6 protein-coding genes and 1 pseudogene are annotated in these 9,599 nt (G+C 43.5%); all 7 read right to left on the reverse strand.

Features of this window, described 5'->3' with window-relative positions; all coding sequences use genetic code 11:
* Positions 1 to 2,020, reverse strand: a 2,020-nt coding sequence (locus B4K20_RS02965; protein WP_289281825.1) for an NADP-dependent isocitrate dehydrogenase, incomplete at its 3' end; no start/stop codon positions are given.
* 261 nt (positions 2,021 to 2,281) lie between these two features.
* Positions 2,282 to 3,343, reverse strand: a complete 1,062-nt coding sequence (locus tag B4K20_RS02970) for an energy transducer TonB (RefSeq protein WP_289281826.1) — start codon at positions 3,341 to 3,343, stop codon at positions 2,282 to 2,284.
* Positions 3,344 to 3,377: 34 nt separating this feature from the next.
* Entirely contained in the window at positions 3,378 to 3,788 is a 411-nt protein-coding gene (locus tag B4K20_RS02975) for an ExbD/TolR family protein (protein ID WP_289245393.1), read from the reverse strand.
* Between the two features lie 71 nt (positions 3,789 to 3,859).
* The gene (locus tag B4K20_RS02980; protein ID WP_289245392.1) at positions 3,860 to 4,504 is read right to left on the reverse strand and encodes a MotA/TolQ/ExbB proton channel family protein; all 645 of its coding nucleotides are present in this window, start codon (positions 4,502 to 4,504) and stop codon (positions 3,860 to 3,862) included.
* A 167-nt stretch (positions 4,505 to 4,671) separates the two neighbouring features.
* A complete protein-coding gene (locus B4K20_RS02985) occupies positions 4,672 to 4,953 on the reverse strand; it encodes a hypothetical protein (RefSeq protein WP_289281827.1) in 282 nt (93 codons plus the stop codon).
* Positions 4,954 to 5,352: 399 nt separating this feature from the next.
* Positions 5,353 to 8,829: a TonB-dependent receptor domain-containing protein gene (locus tag B4K20_RS02990; protein WP_286304790.1), complete on the reverse strand. Its 3,477-nt coding sequence runs from the start codon at positions 8,827 to 8,829 to the stop codon at positions 5,353 to 5,355.
* Positions 8,830 to 9,108: 279 nt separating this feature from the next.
* Positions 9,109 to 9,599: pseudogene (locus tag B4K20_RS02995) on the reverse strand (histidine kinase); the annotation flags it as partial.

The raw sequence follows: 9,599 nt of genomic DNA on the forward strand, positions 1-9,599 counted from the left end.
CTGTTTGCTCAGCCAGTGCTTCAGCCCAGTACATGGCTAAATAGAAATGACTACCCCGGTTATCTAACTCACCCGTTTTTTCTTTGGGCGATTTGTTTTCTTGCAGTAATTTGCCCGTTGCGGCATCCAAGGTGTCAGCTAACACTTTTGCTTTTGGATTATCCTGGGTATTAGATAGATGCTCCAACGAAGCCGCCAAAGCCATCAATTCGCCCAAAGAATCCCAGCTCAAATGATTTTCATCAATCAGTTGATCCAGTAATTTTGGCGCTGTGCCACCTGCACCGGTTTCAAATAAACCACCACCTTGCATGAGTGGCACTACAGATAACATCTTCGCCGATGTTCCTAACTCCAGAATCGGGAATAAATCGGTGTTGTAGTCACGTAATACGTTACCAGTCACCGAAATCGTGTCTTTACCAGCTCGAATTCTATCTAAAGAGAGTTGTGTGGCCACGACCGGATTTAGAATGCGAATATCCAATCCAGCTGTATCATGCTCAGGTAAATAGTCATTTACCTTTTTAATCAATTCAGCATCATGTGCCCGGTTTTCATCCAACCAGAAAATCGCCGGTGTATCGGATAAACGTGCTCGGCTGACGGCTAATTTCACCCAGTCACGAATCGGCTCATCTTTGGTCTGACACATACGGAAGATATCCCCTGCTTCCACATCAAACTCAAATACCGTTTCAGACTGTTGGTTAGTGACAATAATTTTGCCATCGCCTTTCGCCTGGAAGGTTTTATCATGCGAGCCATATTCTTCGGCTTTTTGAGCCATCAAGCCCACATTCGGTACGGTACCCATGGTGACCGGATCCAAAGCCCCTTTTTGTTTACAGTCATCCACCACTGTTTTATACACACCGGCATAGCAGCGATCCGGAATCATCGCCAGCGTATCTTGTTGCTCACCTTTTTTATTCCACATTTTGCCACCGGCACGAATCATCGCCGGAATAGAGGCATCCACAATCACGTCTGAAGGAACATGGAAATTGGTAATACCTTTGTTTGAATCGACCATCGCCACATCAGGCTGGCTGGCATAGACTGCCTCAATATCCGCTTCGACTTCTTTTCTGGTCGCTTCATCAACATTGGCGAGACGGCTGTATAAATCACCTAAACCGTTATTGAAATCCACACCCAGTTCATCAAATAAATTGCTGTGTTTTTCAATTAAATCTTTGAAAAACACTCTGACAGCAAAACCAAACATCAAAGGATCAGATACCTTCATCATGGTGGCTTTTAAATGCAGAGATAACAGCACATTGTCTTGTTTTGCTCTCGCAATGGCATCGGCATAAAACGCCTGCAGGCTGCTTGCACGCATACGCGTCGCATCTACTACTTCACCCGCTAATACCGGAATCGACTTTTTCAGTACCGTTTCATTGCCTGCTGTATCGACAAACGTCACTTTAAAGTCATCGGCCTGAGCAGAGGTAATGGATAATTCGCTGCCATAGAAGTCATTCGCATCCATATGCGCGATGTCAGTGGCTGAATCAGCTTTCCATTCGCCCATACTATGCGGATTTTTACGTGCATAGTTTTTCACCGCTGCGGGTGCTCGACGATCAGAGTTACCCTCACGTAACACGGGGTTCACAGCAGAACCTAATACTTTGGCATAACGATCTTTAATCGCTTGTTCAGCAGGGTTTTTAGGTGATTCAGGATAATCAGGCAGGTCATAACCTTTTGATTTTAATTCTGCAATCGCGTTTTTTAACTGTGGGATGGAAGCAGAAATATTCGGTAGCTTGATAATGTTGGTAGCCGGGTCCTGAGTTAAGGCACCGAGTTGTGACAGGTGATCAGGAATTTTTTGTTCGTCGCTTAGATTATCGGGAAAGTTAGCAATGATACGTCCTGCAAGTGAAATGTCCCGGCTTTCGATATCAATATTCGCATTGGCTGTAAAAGCACGAATAACGGGCAACAAAGAGTACGTTGCTGATGCAGGTGATTCATCTACTTTGGTATAAATAATTTTCGACATTCTAAACCCTTAAAAATACGTGATTTTGAATCGCAAGTTCATGCACTGATGACCTCGCATACCCGCGTAAGGCTGGCGACAATAGCTCGTTTGAAATATGAGAGACATTTCGACTACTGCCTTAATCACCCCTCCCTCAATGGCAAGGTTGATTAAGAGACTGTGTAACGCTGGGTTTCCATAATTTTGGCTGACACACTTTATCATATCTTGATTGGCGCTATACATCACTATAGCCATGATAAAAGCTGACGAATAAGTTTAGTCTGTTAAACGAAAGTTAACAGGCACCACCACACTAAAGGATTTTCTCGATAAATCACCGCGAACGGGTAAGGCTTTCACCGCTTTTTCGACCATCTCATGCGCGGCTCTATCTAAAACACTATGTCCACTACCCTGACCAACAACGGACATGCTCACCATCCTGCCTTGCTCAAAACGGACACTCACCATCACTGTGCCTTCAAGGTGACGGCGAATCGCTAATTGTGGATAGGTTTTATTCTTAGACACCATGGCATAAAGCAACTGTCCATAACCTTTCCAGGCGGTATTTCGATCCACTTCCCCAGTACCACCTGGGTTACTACCATTACCATTACCATTACCATTAGCTGCATTGCCCGTGCCAGTGGCGTCAGCCTGAGATGAGGTCGAGCTACCGGATGCCGTCACTGACGGTGCTGCTGGTGTATCAGTCACCACGCCCTTAACTACTTCGCTTGGCGTCTCGACTTGCTCAATCTTTTCTACAACCTCAGGTTCAGCCATCGGTTTTTGCTGCACCTGTTTCACCGTTTCAATCGGTTTCTTAGGTTTGGGCTGAGGCTTTTCAATTATTTTCGGCTCAGGTTTTGGTTTAGGCTTTTCAACCTTTTTGGGTTCGGGCTTTGGCTTAGGTTTCTCTGCCTTTTTAGGTTCTGGCTTAGGTTCAACTTTTTTCGGTTCAGGCTTGGGTGGTTCGGGTTTTATCTCTTCTACCGGCTCACTTTCAGGTGGCTGCTCTATCACCACCATTTCCTCTGGCTCAGGAGGGGTATCATCTTTAGCAACGAGCAGTTTTTTGTTTGTTTCTGGTTTTTTTATCGGAGCGACAGGTTCTGGCATTGGTTCAGGTTCAACCACCTCTTCAACGATGGGTTCAAGCTGGCTTACCTGCACCGTGATTCTTGTTGGTGCTGCCGGTGCTGCTGGCTCCAGTGTGGGCATAAATAATAAAATCAATAACAGATGAATCAGCACTGCCCATAAAAAACCAGGTAGAAAGCGTTCTGATCCAACCGAACGATTTGAAGAGAAATCAACGACCAAAGCCGTCATATTAACGCGTCACACAACCAATCAATAAACAGCATTACTGACCAGACTCAGGTTGTATCACAAAGGTAAACTTACTGATGCCAGCACGTTGAATGGCCGCCATGACTTTAGCCACTGTGCCGTACTCCGCTTTTTCATCAGCAAAAATCTCAACACTAGTGTCCACGTTTTGTGCCGCCTCCATCAGTGCCATATCCAGTTGTTCAGCATTCACCGTTTCATCACTAAAATACATGGTGCCGTCAGCAGTCACACTAATGTTGATAGACTCAGGTTGAGTGAGTGTTAAGTCTGAGCTGGCTTTAGGTAAATTGACTGGCACCGAATTCATCAATAACGGGGCTGTCACGATAAAAACGGTCAGCAGCACCAACATCACATCCACTAAGGGCGTCACATTGATTTCACTCATCATATTGTCATCACCGCCAGTATTCATCGCCATAACAAATTTCCTTTATGCATTATCGAGCAACAGGTTGATGCCTTCAGCAGGCATTATTCCTGTTGAGCCGCCTAATCGTGTTTGATACGAGATTTGAGCACTAACAGATGAAATGCCGACGCAAAATTATCCATGGTGGCCGCAGACAACCTGACTTTACGTAAAAAGTAGTTGTACGCCAGAACGGCAGGTACAGCGGTAGCAATACCTATGGCTGTTGCAATCAACGCCTCCCCTATCGGTCCCGCCACCACATCCAGACTCGCTGAACCCGATGCCGTAATGCTTTTTAGTGCATTCATAATCCCCCAGACCGTACCGAATAAACCAATAAAGGGGGCAGTTGAGCCCACACTGGCTAGAATAGACAAGCCATTTTCCATGCGGGTTTGCTCAGCATGCGCTTGTTGTTTCAGCGAGTGCATCAACATTTCACGTTTATCATCTGGCGCAACAGAGTTAGCCAGATATTGCCATGAAACCAGCTCATCTAATCCTGCCTGACAAACACGAGCAAGACGGCCTTTTGTTGAAGACATCACCGCCAACAAATCCTGAATATCACGAGCTTTGGAGAAAACCGCTAGAAATTCTCTATCAAAACGGCTATTACGATAAAAGGCCAGGTATTTACTAATCCCTACTGACCAGATAAGTACCGATAAAATAACAAGGAAGATAAGTACCGCATCAACAATATCTGGAACTGCATCCATAAAAAACCACTTTCCCTAGAATCAAGATAACAAGCAATGACGAACTAAAAAGTTAAACCAACCATTGACCAAGGAGCACTGTTTCTTGTGCTCTTACTCTATATGCCAATCGAAAATGAAAAAGTGACATTTTTTTGACTTTTTTAATTGCTTTGTAAAACATGAACTTACCAGTCTGAATACGGGGTACCTTTTGATGACATAAGTCGAGAACCACTTCGGACATCAGAAATAACATCGTCAGTTTCTGCGTGTTTTATTAACTCCCAGGTTTCATGACTATTGGTGATGGGATCGACAGGAATATCTCGCAAATAGCCAGTATCAACAAGCTGCTCTATTGAGTGAGGGTAGGTATTCATGACACTGTGGTATTGGATGATAGCGCTTCGCATCACGATGAGTTCATGACGGAGCACATTCTCTTGGGCTGTGAGTTGGGTATCCATAGTTTCGTAATTATTGATGAATACAATAACAATGATGCTAAGCGTGACGAAGAGAACGAGGAGTTGATATATCGAAATCCCGAATTGCCTATGCCTCTGCTTGTTTTTAATCCCCTTCACTATTTTTGATGTCCTTTTCTTTTTTATCAGTCACATTCATTAGCTATATGAATAGTAAACCTTAACCATATTAGCCAATGACCTTGGCCCACGTAGCCATCTTGCCTTAGATGACTTGAGTGAAGAGCTGGACTAGTCACCAACAAGATATAGGCGGGCATTTGTGGCTGCCCGAATCACCCATTCACTTCAATCTTGGTGAGCGTCTTAAACTTCCATCGATCGAAGATGAACTCATTGTGAGGCAGTCACACTTGCCTCAACTTATTTCCATATTTTTTAATCAAATAACCATCTCACACTGACCCAAGCTGCTCTCGGTGCACCAGGCGCCACGAAGTTTGTGCTATTCCATTCAAGTGAGTTGTGGTTGTAGCCATCAGGCCCTCTAGCACCATAGGTGCCAGGTGTAAATGGATTGCGTCCCAGCGTGCCAGCTGAAAAGTATTCTTTATCAAAGATATTGTTTACGAGTAAATTGACACTGAAGTTTTTGGTGAGCTGATAATTACTTTGGAAATTAAACACCATATACCCCGGCACCTTGCCTGGATTATTCGTCGCTTTTCTAGCAACGCGTGTTTGCGTTCCGGAAATTTCAGCAGTCTCGTATATCACCTGCCCTGCTCGGTGTTTATTATTTTCATTACCTCTGACATAACTTGATGAATGAGCTACAGCCGTGAGGCCAACGGTCCATTTAGGGGTAACTTGGTAGTTGACAGATGCGTTAAGGTTATGAAGTGATACGCCCGGCATGCGAGCACCGGCTTCAACATCAATTAAACGGCTATAGTTATAATTACCGGCAAAGTCCTCATAAGAACTGCTATTGTCATTGCCTGCAATAGTAAAGTTATCTTCAAATGTGGCATCAGTAAGTGAGTAGTTAACACTAAACGCCCATTTACCTTTTTGACCAGAGAATCCCGCCTCGATACCTTGACGACGTGTTGAACCAATATTGTCAAAGAAGTTACGATTATCAGGATAGGAAACCAGATAAAGATCATCTTTAATATTGGTTTGATAGGCGGATAAATTCCATTGCAAATAATCATCTATTACCCCTCTAACACCGACTTCAAATGTCTGTGCTTTTATTTGAGGCAAATATGGGTCACCGGAGAGAGTCGAAGGTAGTGAGCATGTCCTGTTTTCTATAAGACTTCTATAAATTCCTTTCGAACCAACAGGTGTTTTATCCAATGCACACCCTAGCTCAATAACGGAAGGAACGCGCACACCTTGTGAGAAATTAGCGTAGAGATTTAAATCATCTCTTGCCTGCCAAGCGACACCAAAAGAGGGGTTTAACGAATAATAGCTAAATGATTCTTTTTCTTCTTCGTTTAGTAGGCTGCTTGTGTCTGGTGTTTCATAGCCTGTTGGACAATCCTCACCCGGCGCACAGACGTCAAAATAATCTGGAAAGGCTTCTAATTGAGCAAGGCTGGGAATAAAAGCGATACCATACTCTCTAGACCTCATTCTGTTTTCTCCTTGAGTATCGTTGTAGCGCGCAGAAACATTAAAATGCCACGTTTCAACGGGACTCCAGGTTTCACTGAAATAAAGACTCTTCGTTAATTGCTCCCCTTCAAAATTATTGTTACTAATTGGTACATCAGCCGCTACATACTGATCACGAATTTCATCAGGAGCATAGTAGAACTCCCGGTTTGCAGTTAAAAGGCCTAACTGTTGTGTACTGGTATATTCCGCTGTGGGTCTATCGACTGACGCCCCAATCATGAATTTGTGTTTATCTGTATTCCAGTTGAGTTGAATGGATACACCATCAGTAACTTGATCAATTGTGTTATCAGTTAATACTGCGGTAGGTGTTCCATCTACAACACCAGGATTGGTTTGGCTATATGCAGCACCATCAACGGTCTGTACACCACCTTCAGGTCCTGCTACTTCCAATGTATCATTTGAGCCGGCATCGCCCTTACACGTATCAGCGTTAGTTGGGAGTTTGGGTAGGATCACATGTTTAACACCATCAGTGGTGTAATAATAGAAGCTCCCCTCAGCTCCTGCTGCAAATGCAAAAGGATCACTATCTTTTAGCGCTGTTAAATCAACTTTAGCGTTGTATATGTAGGAATGTTCATTATTTGAATATGATGTTTCATCCCCTTCATCAAGTAGCTGTGGCCCTGCTCCAGTATCGTTAGCAGCTTGAAAAATTTCAGTTGCTTGAAAGTTTTTCCAGAAGTTTATTGAGCTCTGCGCCAATGCCACCACTTCATCTGGGAGTGCTGTATTGAACTGACTCGCATCAAGCGTCGCAAAAGCATCTTCAATAGTAGGGCTTAACACGAAATCAATATAATCTGGTGAGCTGAAAGGGTCCCCACCGGGTAAATCTATAACGTAGTAATCTGGTAAGTTATATTCATTTGTCGTTTCATAAAGACAGGTATATTCTTCGCCAGGGGCAAGGTTTCTTTTTACTGTCTGGTTATCAAAATCTGTGTATACATCTGCACCTTGAGAATCTCTTCTACTTGTTCTACGGTAAACCTGCCCCGTAATACTAAACGTATCGTTTACCTGATAAGCACCAGCTAACTGAAACTGCTGTAATCTATTTTCTGTAGTATCTGGTGCGGTAAAGACTCCTTCCCTGTCTTGTCGATATTCTTCACTTGGAATAAGCCCATTACCGACCAAATTAGTATCAACAATCAGTGTGCTGAAATGTAAATCAAGTTTGTCACCTCGATAACTAGCTTTACCGAATAACTGATTCACTTCACTCGGAGAATTATCACGCCAACCATTTTCGTCAAATAAACTGGCCGCGCCGAAAAAGGCGATGGTGCCGTTGTTCCAGCCATTTTCCATTTGTAATTGTTTACGACCAAATGAGCCAGCAAGCACCTCAGCATCTGCAGCGGTATTGTTAAAGCCATCTTTGGTTTTTAAGGCAAATGAACCGCCTAAGGTATTCAAACCAAAGATAGGATTGGACCCAGGAAATAGCTCCACACCAGCTATGGCATTCATGGGGATCATGTCCCAGTTCACCACATCGCCAAACGGTTCATTCACCCGAATACCGTCGATAAAGACACTCAAGCCCTGTGGTGTACCTATTTGTGGTCCCGCCGTAAAACCACGATATTGGATATCCATCTGGAATGGATTACCTTGGTAATCATTAACCGTGACGCCTTGTAGTTTTGTATTAAACAAATCCGTCATGCTTAATGAATGTGCTTCTTTTATCTCTTTGGCCGAGATACTTTGCACATTGGCCGGAATTTCTTCTTTGGTAAGGCCTAGACCTGGCAATGGCCCTACTTCATAAAAACGTTGTGCTCTGACTTGGACGGTGTCCAGAATTAAGCGGTCATCACCCAAAGCAGGTAACTCTTCTTGACCAGGCACCAGAAAATAGCCGCCATCTGTATCATCAATGGCTTCGAGGCCACTGTCGTTTAATAATTTTTGAAAGCCTTCTTCAACGGAATATTCACCATGAAGACCTTTGGTTTCTTTTCCTTCTGCCAAGGCTGGGTCAAAGGTTAATCTCACACCATTTTCGGCTGCGTAATTTGAGATGGCTTTGCCCAAAGGGCCAGCAGGAATGTCATAACGTTTCACTTGTTCAGCTGCGTTATCTTCTGCCAGGGCAAGATGATTGATTGACATGGCACCGACCATGCTCATCGTGGCGATAGATAAACAGCGACAGAGTTTATTCTTAAGGCAAACTCGGCCCTTTGCTTGCAGTTCCAATATTTCTCTCCGACTAATAGTTATTATTTTTTTGTTGTTCTATTAGGTATGCCAATCGAGAATTGGAAAGTGACAATTATTTTTTAGACTTTTTTTAAAATTTTTTTATAAACGTTGATATATCTGGGTTTGCGAGGAGATATTTTTACGAAGTTTGCTCATTGATAAAGAAACAAGTATCAGTTTCAACAGTTAGTAGCAGAGATTTAGTAATGCTTTTTAAGGACGATACTTTCTTAGTGTTTTTTATAAACTGTGTGGCTGATCTTGAGTTAACTCTTAGGCAGGTTTTAGCATGGTGACATAACGTGTGTAACTTTCAACACGTACTGGCAGGGTTTTGGTGATACTTCTTAATGCACCATCAATATCTTTTACTGGAAAAGCCCCAGAGATTTCTAAATCAGCAATCGCGGGATCACAGCGCATCATGCCGGTTCGATAACGTGAGAGTTCTTCAACAAAGGTTTTGAGTGGCATGTTATCGACAACTAAGAAACCTTTTGTCCAACCCAGGATGGAGGCATCAAATAACATTTTTTGCTGAAATAAGTCGGCGGTGAATTTCACTGCTTCACCTCTATTCACGACAACTTTATCGCCATAACCATTAATGGGGCTCACTTCAACGGCATGTTCGTAGACATTGACACAGCTTCTCTCATGAATGAGGCGAGTACTAAATTTTGTGCCCAAGGCTTTGATCGTGCCGTGTTCTGTGGTCAGGATAAAGGGGCGATAAGTTGGGTTGGGGTCTTCTGCCGTTTCTA

This window comes from Methylophaga sp. UBA5088 (genome assembly GCF_002414625.1).
Classification (GTDB): Bacteria; Pseudomonadota; Gammaproteobacteria; order Nitrosococcales; family Methylophagaceae; genus Methylophaga; species Methylophaga marina.

Coding starts and splice junctions, on each gene's coding strand:
- B4K20_RS02975 (WP_289245393.1), bottom strand. CDS start 3,788: ATGGCGATGAATACTGGCGGTGATGACAATATGATGAGTGAAATCAAT.
- B4K20_RS02980 (WP_289245392.1), bottom strand. CDS start 4,504: ATGGATGCAGTTCCAGATATTGTTGATGCGGTACTTATCTTCCTTGTT.
- B4K20_RS02970 (WP_289281826.1), bottom strand. CDS start 3,343: ATGACGGCTTTGGTCGTTGATTTCTCTTCAAATCGTTCGGTTGGATCA.
- B4K20_RS02985 (WP_289281827.1), bottom strand. CDS start 4,953: ATGGATACCCAACTCACAGCCCAAGAGAATGTGCTCCGTCATGAACTC.